Origin of the sequence: uncultured Oscillibacter sp. (assembly GCF_947654275.1) — a bacterium.
In the GTDB taxonomy this organism is placed as follows: domain Bacteria; phylum Bacillota; class Clostridia; order Oscillospirales; family Oscillospiraceae; genus Oscillibacter.
Map to the genome: position 1 here is coordinate 22,164 of NZ_CANTJS010000031.1, position 13,745 is coordinate 35,908.

15 protein-coding genes are annotated in these 13,745 nt (G+C 61.7%); 2 read left to right on the top strand and 13 right to left on the bottom strand.

Annotation, left to right across the window (positions count from 1 at the left end):
• Window positions 1-39: 39 nt before the first annotated feature.
• From Q0063_RS09410 to sigG, 12 genes are all read right to left on the bottom strand, one after another.
• The gene (locus tag Q0063_RS09410) at window positions 40-924 is read right to left on the bottom strand and encodes an NAD(+)/NADH kinase (RefSeq protein ID WP_297871723.1); all 885 of its coding nucleotides are present in this window, start codon (window positions 922-924) and stop codon (window positions 40-42) included.
• Window positions 921-1,790, bottom strand: coding sequence for a TlyA family RNA methyltransferase (locus Q0063_RS09415; RefSeq protein ID WP_297871724.1), 870 nt, complete (start codon window positions 1,788-1,790; stop codon window positions 921-923). Before Q0063_RS09415 ends, Q0063_RS09410 begins: the two co-directional genes overlap by 4 nt.
• Complete coding sequence (gene dxs / locus Q0063_RS09420; protein ID WP_297871725.1) at window positions 1,777-3,648, bottom strand: 1-deoxy-D-xylulose-5-phosphate synthase; 1,872 nt, start codon at window positions 3,646-3,648, stop codon at window positions 1,777-1,779. Before dxs ends, Q0063_RS09415 begins: the two co-directional genes overlap by 14 nt.
• A gap of 121 nt (window positions 3,649-3,769) precedes the next feature.
• Window positions 3,770-4,327 carry a hypothetical protein gene (locus tag Q0063_RS09425; RefSeq protein ID WP_297871726.1) on the bottom strand — a complete coding sequence of 186 codons (558 nt, stop codon included), beginning with the start codon at window positions 4,325-4,327 and terminating at the stop codon, window positions 3,770-3,772.
• 1,142 nt (window positions 4,328-5,469) lie between these two features.
• A complete protein-coding gene (locus tag Q0063_RS09430; protein ID WP_297871727.1) occupies window positions 5,470-6,174 on the bottom strand; it encodes a pseudouridine synthase in 705 nt (234 codons plus the stop codon).
• Between the two features lie 45 nt (window positions 6,175-6,219).
• Window positions 6,220-7,305, bottom strand: coding sequence for a D-alanyl-D-alanine carboxypeptidase family protein (locus Q0063_RS09435; protein ID WP_297871728.1), 1,086 nt, complete (start codon window positions 7,303-7,305; stop codon window positions 6,220-6,222).
• 221 nt (window positions 7,306-7,526) lie between these two features.
• The gene (gene ytfJ, locus Q0063_RS09440) at window positions 7,527-7,934 is read right to left on the bottom strand and encodes a GerW family sporulation protein (RefSeq protein ID WP_297871729.1); all 408 of its coding nucleotides are present in this window, start codon (window positions 7,932-7,934) and stop codon (window positions 7,527-7,529) included.
• Between the two features lie 259 nt (window positions 7,935-8,193).
• A complete protein-coding gene (locus Q0063_RS09445; RefSeq protein ID WP_297871730.1) occupies window positions 8,194-8,895 on the bottom strand; it encodes a hypothetical protein in 702 nt (233 codons plus the stop codon).
• Window positions 8,896-8,933: 38 nt separating this feature from the next.
• A complete protein-coding gene (scpB, locus tag Q0063_RS09450) occupies window positions 8,934-9,539 on the bottom strand; it encodes an SMC-Scp complex subunit ScpB (RefSeq protein WP_297871731.1) in 606 nt (201 codons plus the stop codon).
• Between the two features lie 6 nt (window positions 9,540-9,545).
• The gene (locus Q0063_RS09455) at window positions 9,546-10,337 is read right to left on the bottom strand and encodes a ScpA family protein (RefSeq protein ID WP_297871732.1); all 792 of its coding nucleotides are present in this window, start codon (window positions 10,335-10,337) and stop codon (window positions 9,546-9,548) included.
• 66 nt (window positions 10,338-10,403) lie between these two features.
• A complete protein-coding gene (locus tag Q0063_RS09460; RefSeq protein WP_297871733.1) occupies window positions 10,404-11,069 on the bottom strand; it encodes a site-2 protease family protein in 666 nt (221 codons plus the stop codon).
• A 201-nt stretch (window positions 11,070-11,270) separates the two neighbouring features.
• On the bottom strand, window positions 11,271-12,041 hold the full coding sequence (gene sigG, locus Q0063_RS09465; RefSeq protein WP_297871734.1) for an RNA polymerase sporulation sigma factor SigG: 771 nt from the start codon (window positions 12,039-12,041) through the stop codon (window positions 11,271-11,273).
• A gap of 222 nt (window positions 12,042-12,263) precedes the next feature.
• Between sigG and Q0063_RS09470 the strand changes: the two genes are divergently transcribed.
• Window positions 12,264-12,542: a YlmC/YmxH family sporulation protein gene (locus Q0063_RS09470; RefSeq protein ID WP_297871735.1), complete on the top strand. Its 279-nt coding sequence runs from the start codon at window positions 12,264-12,266 to the stop codon at window positions 12,540-12,542.
• Window positions 12,543-12,711: 169 nt separating this feature from the next.
• On the opposite strand, the gene Q0063_RS09475 is transcribed toward Q0063_RS09470, so the two are convergent.
• The gene (locus tag Q0063_RS09475) at window positions 12,712-13,164 is read right to left on the bottom strand and encodes a DUF6578 domain-containing protein (RefSeq protein WP_297871736.1); all 453 of its coding nucleotides are present in this window, start codon (window positions 13,162-13,164) and stop codon (window positions 12,712-12,714) included.
• Window positions 13,165-13,508: 344 nt separating this feature from the next.
• Between Q0063_RS09475 and Q0063_RS09480 the strand changes: the two genes are divergently transcribed.
• The coding region (locus Q0063_RS09480) for a hypothetical protein (protein WP_297871737.1) at window positions 13,509-13,745 on the top strand (237 nt) is incomplete at its 3' end.

Consider the following 13,745-nt stretch of genomic DNA (forward strand, 5'->3'; position numbering starts at 1 on the left):
CTCCTCTTCCGCGCCTTTCCGGACGGTCCAAATGCCCCGTCAGTCATCCAGCCCGGCAGGCAGCATCTTCTGGGCGAAAATCTCGCAGAAGCTGCGTTCCGACAGGCGGACCAGCCGGGTCACATACCGGGACCGCCGGACCAGCACCTTGTCGTCGGCCTTCAGCGCAAAGGCCCGGCTCTCGTCCACGAAGAGGTAAACCGGCTTCCTCCCATTTCGCTCCAGCTCCACCGTCAGGACGTGCTCCGGAGAGAGGACATAAGAGGAAAAACGCATATTGTGGATGCAGATGGGACAGACCACCATGGTCTGGGCCACCGGCTCCACCACCGGCCCGCCGGCGGACAGGGAGTAGGCGGTGGAACCGGTGGGGGTGGCAACAATCACGCCGTCCCCGGCGATATCCGCCAGATGCCGCCCGTCGGAGGATATTTTCAGGTGAATCACATGGGAGATGGGACCCTCCCGAATCACCGCCTCGTTGAGGCCCAGATTCGTGTAAATCTGCCGCCCCTCCCGGATGACGGAGACGTCCAGCATCATCCGCTGCTCCGTCTCAAACTGCCAGTCCTTCAGCTTCCGCAGGGTCTCCAGCTCCCCGGCCTCCAGCTCGGCCACGAACCCAAGGCCCCCCATGTTGATGCCCAGCACCGGCATCTTGTGCAGGGCCGCCAGCTTGGCCAGATGCAGGATGGTGCCGTCTCCGCCAAAGGTAATCAGCAGGTCGGCCCCCTTCAGCTCCTGGGGCAGGGGCAGCACGTCATAGTCGGCAAAAGCCCCCTCCTTCCGGTCCCGGAAGGGGGAACAAACCACCGTCTGAAAGCCCATTTCCCGCAGAATCTTCTCCGCGGCCCGTGTGGTCCTCATGCCCTGGTCCCGGTTGGGATTGGGACAAAGAATGATTTTTTTCGTATGTCCGCTCACTGGCCGTTCCCCTCTCCATGCTCCTTTAATTCCTGGTGGGAAGCGTCCACCAGCTCCCGCAGATCAAAGGGCTCCTGTTCCGCGGGCCCCTTCTCCAGAAAGCCCAGATACTCGATGTTTCCCTCCGGCCCCCGGATCGGGGACCAGGTCAGGCCCCGAACCGTCAGTCCGGCTTCACGGGCATGGTCCAGATACCGTTCCAGGACCTCCAGATGGACGGCGGGGTCCCGGACCACGCCTTTTTTGCCCACCTTCTCCCGGCCCGCCTCAAACTGGGGCTTTACCAGGGAAACAATCTGTCCTCCCTCCCGCAGCAGCGCCGCCAGAGGCGGCAGAATCAGCTTGAGGGAGATGAAACTCACGTCCACAGAGGCGAAATCCAGCGCCTCCGGCACCTGCTCCCGGCTCAGATACCGGGCATTGGTCCGCTCCAGGCAGACCACTCTGGGATCGCTCCGAAGCTTCCAGGCCAGCTGTCCATAGCCCACGTCCACGGCGTAGACCCTCCGGGCTCCGTTTTGCAGCATGCAGTCCGTAAAGCCCCCGGTGGAAGCGCCGATGTCCCCGCAGGCCGCGCCCTCCAATGTGATGGGAAAGGCCTTCATGGCCTTCTCCAGCTTCAGGCCGCCCCGGCTCACATAGGCCAGGCCGCCCCGCACCTCCACCGCCGCGTCCGCGGCCACGGACTGGCCGGGCTTGTCCGCCCGGCGGCCCTCCACAAAGACCTGGCCGCTCATAATCACAGCCTGGGCCCGCTGGCGGGTCTCCTCCAGGCCGCGCTCCACCAGAAGCACGTCCAGCCTTATTTTATTGCTTTTCCCATTTTTCCTGTTTCCATTCACAATCATGCCTTCATCCACGCCCATGGCCGGCTGCCTCCCGCACCGCTGCGGCGATGCCGGCGGCGTCCAGTTCAAATCTGTGTTCCAGCTGGGCCACCGTTCCCTCCAGCGCGAAGGTCCTGCCCAGGTTTTTCAGGATGAGTTGTTTCGGGGCCCTGCCGCCCTCCGCCAGAAGGGCGGCAACCCGCTGGCCCACACAGCCCGCGCCAAAGGAGTCCTCCGCAGCCAGCAGGATGTCCGGCGCCTCCGCCGTGTCAAAAAACGGCCTGAACATCTCAAAGTCCAGAGGCGCGATGCGGTTCAGCTTCAAAACCTCCGCCTCGATTCCCTCCGCCGCCAGCAGCTCCGCCGCCGCCAGGGCCTCGTTTACCAAAACGCCGTATGTCAGCAGCGACGCGTCCCGCCCCTCCCGAAGACGGACCAGGGGCTCCGCCGACGTATCCCCCTGAAAGGCCCCTTCTCCCCCTCTGGGGTAGCGGATGGCCACAGGGCCGGAAAGCTCAAAAAGCGCCTGGCGCAGCATGGTCCGCAGCTCCGCGAAGCTGGCCGGGCACAGAACTGTGAAGCCGGGAATCTGGGGCAGGAACAGCGCGTCGAAGCAGCCGTGATGGGTCTTGCCGTCGGCTCCCACCAGACCCGCCCGGTCCACCCCCAGCACCACGTGCAGCCTCTCCAGGGCCGCGTCGTGAATCAGCATGTCATAGCCCCGCTGCAAAAAGGTGGAATACACCGCGAACACCGGAATCATCCCCTGAGCCGCCAGCCCCGCCGCCATGGAGACGCCGCAGCCCTCGGCAATGCCCACGTCAAAAAAGCGCTCCGGAAAGGATTTGGCAAAGCCGGAGAGGCCCGTACCGTCCGCCATTGCGGCGGTAACGGCGCATATGCGTCCGTCCGTCCCGGCGCAGTCCGCCAGGGCCCGTCCGAACACAGAGGAAAAACTCTCCTCCCCCGTCTTTTTCAAAAGCCCCGTTTCGGGGTCAAAGGGCCCCACGCCGTGGTACATATCCGGGTTCCGCTCCGCAAAGGCGCAGCCCCTGCCCTTCACGGTGTTCACATGGACCACCACCGGACAGCGCAGCTCCCGGGCCCACTCCAGCACGTCGCACAGCCGGGGCAGGTCGTGGCCGTCGATGGGGCCCAGATAGGTAAAGCCCATGTCCTCAAACAGGGTGCTGCCGGGCCAGAGGACTTTTTTCAGAGAGGACTTCAGCCGGTGGTTGAACCGGTATATGGGATTTTTCATGGGCCGCCGTCCAAAGAGGCTCCGATACCACTTTTTAAAGTGGTAGTAAACCGGCTTGGACCGCAGCCGCGCCAGATGAGAGGACATGGCCCCCACATTCTGGTTGATGGACATGCCGTTGTCGTTCAGAATGACAACCAGCGGTTCGCCGGAGGCTCCGGCATTGTTCAGGCCCTCATAGGCCAGCCCGCCGGTGAGGGCTCCATCGCCAATCAGGGCCAGAACGTTATAATCCTCTTTTGCCAGCGTCCGGGCCCGGGCCATGCCCAGGGCCACCGCCACGGAGTTGGAGGCGTGGCCCGCGATAAAAGCGTCATGGACGCTCTCATAGGGCTTGGGAAAGCCCGAGAGGCCGTCCAGCTGCCGGAGGGTGGAAAAGGCCTCCCGCCGTCCGGTGAGAATCTTATGCACATAGCACTGGTGTCCCACATCGAAAACCAGCCGGTCCCGCTCCGTGTCAAACACCCGGTGAATCGCCACCGTCAGCTCAACCGCCCCCAGATTGGAGGCCAGATGTCCGCCGGTCCCGGAAATGCCGCCCACAAGAAAATCCCGCAACTCCTGGCAGAGCTGGGGAAGCTGGCCGGCAGGCAGGGCCCGGACATCGGCGGGAGAATGAATGGACTCCAGCAGCACGGCACGCCTCCTCTCTCACTTGAAAGAAATTCCGCAGGGCCTGCCGGGGGCGCCCTTCCGCCCCCTCTCATCCTGCCCCGACCGCTCCGGGGCGCCCTTCCGGTCCCTTCTTCACGCCCCGCTATTTGCGGAGAAACACATGTAATAACCGGCCGGCCCAGTAAACGACCTTTGTACTCTTCTTGATGGCAACCGTTTTGCCCAGGGCCTTTCCGCCGATGGTCAGGCCGGAAATCAGCGCCGTGACCCCTACGGAAAACAGCACCGTCCGCATATTCAGCGCCTGCTGAAGCTGGGTCACAATCACCGCTCCCGTCGCGCCGCTGACAATGCCGCAGATGTCGCCCACCACGTCGTTGCAGACGCTGGACACCCGTCCCGCATTCCGCAGGAGCATCAGGGCCTCCCTGGCGCCCTTTTCCTTGTGGGAGGCCATGGAGTGAAAGGGCTTGGGGTCCGCCGCGGTGACGGCCACACCCACAATGTCAAACAGGATGCCCACGCTGATAAACAAAACCAAAATCAAAAGCGCGGCGGCCATCCCGGCGCCGCTGAGCATCGTTTCCGACGCCAGGCTCAGCACCGCGGACAGGGCCACCGCCATGAGAAAGACCGTAAAGGCCCACCGGTATTGGCCGGACGTTTTTTTCTCTCCCTTGGGAGTCTGCTTCTTTTTCAAACTTAAAAAAACCTCCAGATAAACGCAGTGAATCGGGGCTTGAAGAACCGCGGATGCTCCAAAAGACCTCCATCGGTTCGGACTGTCCGCTGTCTCCCGGCTTCTCTCCGAGCATGGAGACAGACCCGGCAAAGACTGCACCGGCAGAAGAAGAGCCCCCTTTTCCGGCTCCCCTTCCCCGGATATTTGTCATCATAAAAGCGCTAAGCCGGCGGCGGCAGAAAAAGTAAATCTTACGGCTTAGGTACGGGCTGGATTTCCCCGGAGCACACCCCTCGTTGCCGATGGAGGCGGTTCCCCTTTCAGCGCTCCGGCGCGGCGTCGCCTGTCCGCGCTGCCCGATTGCCACTTAGTCCGCACTGCAATCCCTTTTCTGCCCGGTTAGGACAGCCTAGGTGTTTTCCACCACAGTCCAACCGTTTCTTTAGCCTCTTTTGCAGAACGGGTTTCAAGGGGCGATCGTGGATCTCCCGCTCTGGCCGGAGCTGGACCGCCACGTAGATCCCCCATCCACCCGCCCCACGCAAGGCAGGCTACGTCTGCACACAGCGTTACGGCCCCGGAGGACCGATGCACCGCATTGCAGGTTCATAATCTGCTTCGTACACGGGCCGAAAATACCACAGTGGGAGTACGTCCATGCACAAGAACAGGTCTCCACGAAAACAGGGTCGGATTGACCATGCCATTGGAAAACGCCCTGAATCCGCAAGCGCGCCCAAAGAACGCGCTTCCCCCCAGCACCCACCCAAAACTGGGCGTATCAAGCAGGCACCACGGGTTTCATCGGTATGCCCTTCAGAGGATTTTTAGGCCCTCCTTCGGAAACGGCAGATCTGACTAGAATACTGCGCCGCCGCTTAGCGAAGACAGTATAGCATATCTTCGCTGAATATACAATATATACCGCATATAAATTTTTTGTGAATATTTATTAAGAACCTGTATTCATAGCCGGGGGATGCTGGATGAGCGGGAATTTTTTTGTCAGACAAGGCGATTTCCCTTGCAATCCGTCAGGATTGCAAGGGAAATCGCCGCAGTGTGGCGGGAAAACGACCGTTCAGGCAGCGTTCAGCGGTTGTAAATACAGATTCTAAGTACCCGGTCCATGCCGCGCGGAAAACACGCCGGTCTCCGCCTCAGCTCCGCAGGGACTCCAGTTCCGCCTCCGTCAGGCGGCGCCACTTTCCCGGGGGAAGGCTCCCCAGCTCCAGACTGTGCTCCCGCACCCGGCGGAGCCGCTCCACCGTCAGCCCGCAGGCCGCGCACATGCGGCGGACCTGACGGTTCTTCCCCTCGTGGATGGTGACGGCCAGCACCGCCGTCTCCCCGCTCCGGCGCAGGACCTCCACCCGGGCGGGGCGGATGGGCTCCCCCTCCAGGTCCCGCAGAGCGGCCAGGCGCTCCGCCGCGCCGTCCAGCGCTCCCCGCACCCGGACATGATAGGTTTTTTCCGCCTCCCTGCCGGGGTGGGTCAGCCGCTGGGCCAGCGCTCCATCGTTGGTCATCAGCAGCAGTCCTTCGGAATCCAGGTCCAGCCGCCCCACAGGATAGACCCGCACGCCGCAGTCCCGCACCAGGTCCGCCGCCGTCTTCCGGCCCTTCTCGTCGGAGAGGGTGGTCACATAGCCCCGGGGCTTGTTCAGCAGCAGGCAGATTTTTTCCGGCTCCCTGGGAAGGGGCCTCCCGTCCAGCCGGATATCGTCCCGCTCCGGGTCCGCCCGGTCCCCCAGCCGGGCGGGGGTCCCGTTGACCGTCACCCGTCCGGCGGTGATGCGGCTCTCCGCCGCCCGCCGGGAACAGACCCCGGCGGCAGAGAGAAGTTTTTGCAGGCGTTCTTCCATAACTCTCCTCTTTTCACAGCAGGGGGCCGCCGTCTCTGACGCCGTTTAGCGAAAGCCCCGCAGCACGCCCATGGCGGAGGCCACCACCGGCAGCACCGTTTCGCCGCAGAGCAGGTCCACCCGGCCCACCTCCTGGCCGTTCAGGGTAAATACCGCCTGCCCCGCCCTGGTTCCGGCTGTCACGGGGGCCGACAGGTCCCGGAACAGCTCCAGGGAGGTCTCCAGCCGCTCCCCCTCCGCCAGAGGCCAGGAAAAGCTGTCCGCCGCCACCAGAGGCACGGAATCGCTCATGCCCCCGGCCACCGCCGCCCGGCCCAGCTCACGGCCCAGAATCGCCGGGCGCTGTGCAGGATAGGCGGAAAAACCATACTCAAAGAGGCTCTGATGGTCCGCCCAGTCGTTGCCGTCCTGGAGCGTCACTGCTGCCAGACGCTGGCCGTTCCGCTCCGCACAGCTCACCAGAGTCCGGCCCGCCGCTCTGGTATAGCCGGTTTTCAGACCCAGGCAGCCGTCCATCATGCTCAGCAGCTTATTGTGATTCGTCATGGTCCGCCCGCCGATGGTGATGCTGCGGGTGGAGGCGATGCGGAGCACGGTTTCATTCTCCAGCGCCGCGCAGGCCAGCACCGCCATGTCCCGGGCGGTGGAATAGTGCTTCTCATCGTCCAGGCCGTTGGGATTGGCAAAGGATGAGTGGTCCATCCCCAGCTCCCGGGCGGTCTCGTTCATCCGCTTCACAAAGCCCTGGACGCTGCCCCCCACATGCTCCGCGACGGCCACGGCGGCGTCGTTGCCGGAGCAGAGCATCAGCCCGTAAAGCAGCGTTTCCAGGGTCAGCTCCTCCCCTTCCTTCAGGTACATGGAGGACCCCTCGGTATAGGCGGCTTCCCGGCTCACCGTCACGGTGTCCGACAGGTTGCCGTCCCGGACCGCCACCAGGGCTGTCATAATCTTGGTGGTGCTGGCAATCAGCATTTTCGCATCGGCGTTCTGCTCATAGAGCACCCGGCCGCTGTCCACGTCCATCAAAATGGCGGAGGCGGCGGACGTGCCCACACCCTCCGCCCGGCCGGGCAGCAGGCTCAGCAGCGCCAGACCGGCCAGAGCGAAGGAGAAAAAACGTTTCGGCAAGGATCATCACCTCAATCGGTCAAAAGTGATGATAGTATGCCCAAAGCTCCGGCAAAGTATTTGACGCCTCCGGCCCTGCTTGAAAAATGCCGGAACGCCTCCGGCGGCCTTTTTTCCTTCAAGAAGAGCGCCGTGCTCCAAAGGCGAGCCGTGTCCGGACGCGCAGGCGGCGGAGGCCGCTTCACCCGGCGGCATGGCTCCGGAAAATTTCTCCCCCGGCGTCAAAGCAGCTCCGGGTCCTTCTCCTTCGCCTTTTTGTCAAAATAGTTCTCCACCTTGTCCATCACGTCCGGCACCATCTCCACAATCCGGTCAAAGGTGGTCACAGGCGGCGCCGCCACCGGCAGCACCCGGGTCACGCCGTCCTTGATGACCAGAAAGGCCACCGGGTCAATCTTCACTCCCGCCGCGCCGCCGCCGCCGAACTGGTGGGGCTGCGCCTTGCCATAATCCCCGCCGCCGGTGCCGAAGCCGAAGCTGACCCTGGAAATAGGAATCAGGGTCACGCCGTCGGGAGTGGTGATGGGCTGGCCCACGATGGTGTTGGTGTCCACCATTTCGTGGATTTTTTCCATTGTGGAGCGCATCAGGTCATTGACTTTTCCCCTGCTGTCCATAGTATTGTCCATTCTGTCCATCCTTTCTTGTTCAAAGCCTTCCGATTATTTCCGCTCTGGCTTGATGCTTTTATGGTCTGCGAGCTGTGTCCGTTCCCAAGGGAACCGGCTTACCCGCCTAACCGCCGGGGTCTCTCCGCGCCCTCTTCCGGTCCGCCGCCCAGGAAAATACCGCTCTTCCGGCTCCCGCCGGGGTCCGATCCTTAATTTTGTTCAGGAATGCGCCGCAGGGTCCCGGGGTTCCACTGGACTGTCTCCCGGGGGAGCGGCTTCATGCGGCGTCCGTCGTTTTTTCGTCCCCTCCGGCGGGTTTCGTCTCACTGACGGGGTTCGCCGCGGCCCGCTTCCGGCTCCGCCGCCAGAAGCGCCAGAGCCAGCCCAGGGCCGGGACCATCAAGCCGAAACCCAGGGCCAGCAGGGTTCCAATCCGGAAGGTGACACCTACATCCCCCTCCGCCTCCGTGCCGGCGGCGTCAAAGTCCACCCCTGTGTGGATGGAGGGCTCGGGAATGTCCATCAGCCTTTCCAGAACGGGCATCCCGTTCCAGACAGCCGTCTGCGCCCGGCCATAGTTCTCCGCCGCCGCCGCGGGGTCCTCCCGTCCCCCCAGGGTCAGGGAAAGGCGGAAGGGGTGGAGCCGGATACCCCGTCCAATGCGCCGCAGCGCCCGCCCCAGGGCGGGGAACAGGGTGCGCAGGCCGTCCTTGATATCCTCCGGCTCAAGGGGGAGTTTTTTCTTTTTTGGGCCGGGCTTCTCCGGAGGCTTCTTCTTTTTTTTCCGCGCTTTTTTCTCTTTCTCCGGCTTCTCCTGACCCGCCCGCTTTTTCCCGGGCAGGATATGCAGGCGCAGAGGCCCCAGCCGGACGTCCAGCCGCAGCGGCATCCCGCCGCCAAAGGCCGCTTCCACCCCCACCCGGGTCAGGCACAGCAGTGCCAGCAGCACGCACACAGACAGCAGAATCCACCGCCACATAAGGCGCTTCCCCCTTCCTGCTTTTCCAGCCGCTCTCTTCAGCGTTCCTCTTCGCTTCCTCCCGGACTGCCGCCGTCCTCTCCGCCTTCCGCCGCCCCGCCGCTGCCGTCCAGGCGCATCTGCTCCCCGCCGCCCAGACCGGTCAGCTCCGGCAGCTCGTCCAGGCTGGTCAAATGAAAGGCCCGCAGAAAGGTCTTTGTGGTGCGGTACAGCCGGGGCCGCCCCGGCACCTGGAGCCGGCCGCACTCCTCAATCAGCTTCCGGTTCAGAAGAAGCCCGACGGTGTAGCTGCTGTCCACCCCCCGGATCTGGTCCACATACGCCCGGGTGGTGGGCTGGTAATAGGCGATGATAGTCAAAACCTCCAGCGCCGGCTGGCTGAGCTTGGCGGGCTTCCGAATCTCAAAGGCCCGGCGGATGGCGCCGGCGTGCTCCGGCGCGGAGCACAGCTGCCAGCTGTCCTCCATCTGTACCAGACGGATGCCCCGGCGCTCATAGGCGTAGAGGTCCCGCAGGTCATGCAGGGCCCGCTCCACCGCCGGCCGGGCCAGGTCCAGGGCCATGCAGATGCGCTTTTCCTGCACCGGCTCGCCGGAGGCGAACAAAATCGCCTCTACAGCGGACTCGATTTCCTTTCTCTCCATCTCTGCTTACCGCTCCTCCGCAGTCAGATTTTCCGGCAGCTCCCCCACCTGACGGACCGTGCACTCGTCGCCGCTGCCCGCCAGGTGCAGCACATGGGACCGGCACAGCTCCAGCACCGCCAGGAAGGTGGCCACCACCTCGCTGCGGCTGCGGCTGCCCCGGAAGAGCTGGCGGAAATATGCCTGCCCCTTCCGTTTCAGGCTCCGCAGAATCTCCAGGGCCTTGTTCTCCACCGGGTAGGGCTCATGCTGCACAATATCCTGAAAGGCCGCCCGGGGCGGCGGCAGGCGGCGCTCCGCCCGGTTCTGAATCTCCGCCATGGCCAGCACCAGGTCGCCGGGCAGATGGTCGTATTCGTATTGCTTTCCCCGGTCCACTGGCTCCGGGTTCCGGGTGAAAATGCACCGCCCGAATTCCTCCAGCGGGGACAGCCGCGCAGCCGCCGCCTTGACCTGGGCATAGTTCTCCCCCCGGCGGCGCTCCTCCAGGGACTGGATCAGGGCCTCCATCTCGCTTTTGGTCTCCTCATCCTCTATGGACAGCAGCATGCGGGTCTTGATGTACACCAGATGGGAGGCCATGGCCACAAATTCGCTGGCCGTCTCCAGGTCCATGCTCTGCCGCCGCTCCAGCCACTCCAGATACTGCTCGCAGATCAGGGAGATGGAGATATCCTGAATCTCCATCCGGTTCTTTCCCAGCAGAAACAGAATCAAATCCAGAGGCCCCTCGAAATCCTGCAGTTCCTCCGACCGGGAGTGGACCACCTTCTCCAATTTAAATACGGGACTTTCCAAAAAAACCTCCTGGCCCGCCGGAGACGGACGCACCTTATAAAATCAAACAGCCCAGGCCCGCAGCCCTCACGCAAACTGCATCACAAGGGACCACATCGCCCAGTCGGCCTGAGCAACGGCCTCCCGGATCAGATTCCCGGTAACGCCCAGCCAGGAGAGGGCCAGAAGCAGGAGCATCCCGCAGCGCTCATAGCGCATCAGCCCGAAATAGGTCCGCTCCGGCAAAAAGGCTCCCAGCACCTTGGACCCGTCCAGCGGCGGAATGGGCAGCAAATTAAAAATCCCCAGGCCGATGGACAGCGGCGCCAGATAAAGCCGACAGAAGATGAACAGTCTGTAAGCCGCCGAGGTATCCGATGCAATAAAGGGATACACCACCGGGCAGACCGCCATCGCCAAAAAAGCCAGCAGAAAATTGGAAACCGGTCCCGCCAGGGCGGTAACGGCCATGCCCCGTTTGGGGTTCCGGAAATAACGGGGGTCCACCGGCACGGGCCTGGCCCAGCCGAAGCCCACCGTCAGCATCATGGCCAAACCCAGCCAGTCGATGTGCCGCAGGGGATTCAGGCTCAGCCGGTGTCTGGCCCTGGCTGTGGGGTCCCCCAGGGCCAGGGCCGCCAGACCGTGGCAGGTTTCGTGGACCGTCAGGCACAGCAGAATGGCGGCCACCCGCATCAGGGTGCTCTCCAGCCAGGCAACATCCAGAGACTGCATCAGCTGCCGCATTTCCATCCGCCTTCCGTTCCGCCGGGTCCCCGGCTTTTTTCCGTCATAATGGTTCATTATAGCAGTTTACGGCGGAAAATACAAGGAAAATCCCCAGAGACCGGCAAAACGGCTGAAACCGGGAAAAAGGGAGACGGGCCGGCGGGCCCAGGACCTGAAACGGCAAAGGCCCGTCCCGGCTGGTTCAAAGGCCGGAACGGGCCGCGTTCAGATGTTCTTTTTAATGGTATTGATGGCCCCCTTCTCCAGCCGGGAGACCTGGGCCTGAGAGATGCCCACCTCGGCGGAGACCTCCATCTGTGTCTTCCCCTCGTAAAAGCGGAGGGACAAAATCCGGCGCTCCCGGTCGTCCAGGCGCTTCAGGGCGTCCTTTAGGGCAATGCGGTCCGTCCAGCTCTCATCGGTATTCTGGGTGTCGCTGACCTGGTCCATGACGCAGATGGCGTCCCCCCCGTCAGAGTATACCGGCTCATAGAGGGAAACCGGGTCCACAATGGCGTCCATGGCAAAGACCACATCCTCCCGGGGGATGTCCAGCTCCTTGGCAATCTGCTCCACCGTGGGCTCCCGCTGGGTCTCGTTCAGCAGGCGTTCACGGACCTGAAGCACCTTATACGCGGTGTCCCGCATACTGCGGGATACCCGAATGGCGCTGTTGTCCCGCAGATAGCGGCGAATCTCACCGATAATCATGGGTACGCCATAAGTGGAAAATTTTACCGGCTGGTTGACGTCAAAATTGTCGATGGCCTTAATCAGGCCCACACAGCCCACCTGAAACAGGTCGTCCGCGTTCTCCCCCCGGTTGGAAAAGCGCTGAATCACAGAGAGCACCAAACGGAGATTCCCCTCAATCAGCTGGCGGCGCGCCTCCTGGTCCCCCTCCTTGGTCCGGCGCAGCAGCGCCATGGTCTCTTCATTTTTCAATACTTTCAGCCTGGCGGTATTGACTCCCGCGATCTCGACCTTCCCCTGCACAAAAACCGCCCCCTTGTGTATGCTTCCATAGCGGGAGGGCCGGGGCCATGCCTCTGCCCCTCGCCGCAAAGAAAGTATTTCCGGAGGCCATTTTTCCTATACTGAGACCTTTTGTCGCTTTCTGGTCCGGCAGGGGGCATCGGGGCAAAAAGGTTCTTGGACAGACCGGGCGGCGCATAGGGTTTCCACAGAATAAAAAAACCAAAACAAGGGGTGAAGGCCATGCAGTGCAGATTCCGGGACCTGCGGCGGAAAGAGGTCATCAACATCCACGACGGCTGCCGGCTGGGGCTGGTAGGGGACGTAGACATCCAGATCCCCGAAGGGCAGACAGCGGCCATTGTGGTCTACGGCCCCGCCCGCTTCTTTGGCCTCTTCGGCAGGGGCGAGGAGTTTTACATCCCCTGGGACTGCATCCAGCGCATCGGGGACGACATCATTCTCATCGACAAGCATTTCCAGCGGCGGGACCCGAATCTGGAGCGGAAGCGGAGGCGCTGACGGCCCCTAGGGCCTGTTCACATAAACCACGTGTGCGGATTTTCGAGCAAATTTTAGCCGAATGCGAGGCAAAAATTTGCAGGCGTACTGGCGTACGGCAAAAATTTTTAACGAAGCAGGCGGCAAAATTTGCCGAAAAGACGTGTGCGCGGGCTTATGTGAACAGGCCCTAGGTCCATAGAGCCCGGTCGCCTTTTCCGGCGGGCCTTATCTCCGCAGGCTCTATGTGTACGATATAGGCGTCAAACCGCGGCCGCGGGCCCTTCCTCTTCGCTGCATTCCGGGCCGCGGTCCAGTAATCACAGTCCTCCATCTCCGTTAAAAAGCCGGACACGCGGCGCAGATACCCGGGCCGTTCCGAGTCAGACTCGAAACAGAAGTACACGCCCCGAATCCGCTTCACGGTCCCCGTCAGCGTATAAAGCCCCTTCCAGCTGTCGCCATGGGCATCATAGGCGTAGTCGACCCTGCCGATTTCCCGTTCCATTCCCTCCGGCAGAAAACTGCCGTCATGGACGGCATACCGTGAAACCGGCCATATGACCCGGCTGCCAAGGGCAAACCATCTCCCGCAGCAGGCCATTTCCCATTCCGCGTACCACAATGTGCAGTCATCCGGCATAACAGGGCCTCCTTACAAATATTTTTACAGCAAACGTCATCATTCCAGACAGGCGGGCCGGCCTGGGGCCGGACATTGTCCCGTCTTCCGGAAAATTGGCAGTTCCGATCAAAAAAACTCCCTTTTCAGATTGGATTGGTGTTGCGCAATGCCACTTGACAAAATAATCCGTCATAGTATCTAAAGCGAGCAGTTACCCGCTGGATATTTACGATAAGATACTTGCAATAATAGCGATTGTGCAAACTAATATTACTCCCACACTGAATACCACAATCACTTTTTTAACCTGTTTATTCCCATTTACAGCCGTATCTATTGTATCTGAAAATGAAGCACAAAAAATGGCAACTATCATTAACAATACAGGCATGAACAATAGAAAAATTTTTTCCATATTTCCCTCCGCAACTTCCGGTTTGCGAGCTAATTATAGTACACAGTTATTACTGCATCAACTTGGTTTTGTAAAAACTGCAAAAGTGATACCTCGGCAACACTTTTCTCAAAAGGGACGAAAGAAGCCATGTAGGATTGTCAAACAAATTGGACAAGGAACTCGGTTGGGGAAAGCCAAGAGA

Coding starts and splice junctions, on each gene's coding strand:
- Q0063_RS09415 (WP_297871724.1), bottom strand. CDS start 1,790: ATGGGCGTGGATGAAGGCATGATTGTGAATGGAAACAGGAAAAATGGG.
- Q0063_RS09430 (WP_297871727.1), bottom strand. CDS start 6,174: ATGGAAGAACGCCTGCAAAAACTTCTCTCTGCCGCCGGGGTCTGTTCC.
- ytfJ (WP_297871729.1), bottom strand. CDS start 7,934: ATGGACAATACTATGGACAGCAGGGGAAAAGTCAATGACCTGATGCGC.
- Q0063_RS09445 (WP_297871730.1), bottom strand. CDS start 8,895: ATGTGGCGGTGGATTCTGCTGTCTGTGTGCGTGCTGCTGGCACTGCTG.
- scpB (WP_297871731.1), bottom strand. CDS start 9,539: ATGGAGAGAAAGGAAATCGAGTCCGCTGTAGAGGCGATTTTGTTCGCC.
- Q0063_RS09460 (WP_297871733.1), bottom strand. CDS start 11,069: ATGGAAATGCGGCAGCTGATGCAGTCTCTGGATGTTGCCTGGCTGGAG.
- Q0063_RS09470 (WP_297871735.1), top strand. CDS start 12,264: ATGCAGTGCAGATTCCGGGACCTGCGGCGGAAAGAGGTCATCAACATC.
- Q0063_RS09475 (WP_297871736.1), bottom strand. CDS start 13,164: ATGCCGGATGACTGCACATTGTGGTACGCGGAATGGGAAATGGCCTGC.